Source organism: Bacillus sp. SIMBA_008 (genome assembly GCF_046535495.1).
Lineage (GTDB): Bacteria > Bacillota > Bacilli > Bacillales > Bacillaceae > Bacillus > Bacillus subtilis.
The window spans coordinates 1-252 of sequence record NZ_JAWRWL010000891.1 but is presented as its reverse complement, the minus strand read 5'-3'; the positions used below and the strand labels follow the sequence as shown (position 1 = coordinate 252).

1 pseudogene is annotated in these 252 nt (G+C 29.4%); it reads right to left on the bottom strand.

Annotated elements, in window-relative coordinates:
- Positions 1 to 252: pseudogene (locus SB658_RS25930) on the bottom strand (peptidase domain-containing ABC transporter); the annotation flags it as partial.

The following is a 252-nucleotide window of genomic DNA, read 5'->3' as shown; positions in this document are numbered from 1 at the left end:
ACGTGTCCCATAACGAAATGTAGCATCCACAAATTCAATTTTTCCAGATAACTTTTTAGGGGAAACTTTATTATATTCTTTTTCATTTTGTTCTAAATCTAAATCAAAGATTTCATTTAATCGTTCTCCCGCAATTAATGCAGATTGCATTGTAGGCTGAATTCCTATTAAATTTTCAATTGGATTCAAAAAATAAACCAAAAGCGCATTATAAGAAATTAATTCCCCAATTGTCATATTCCCTTTTAACAC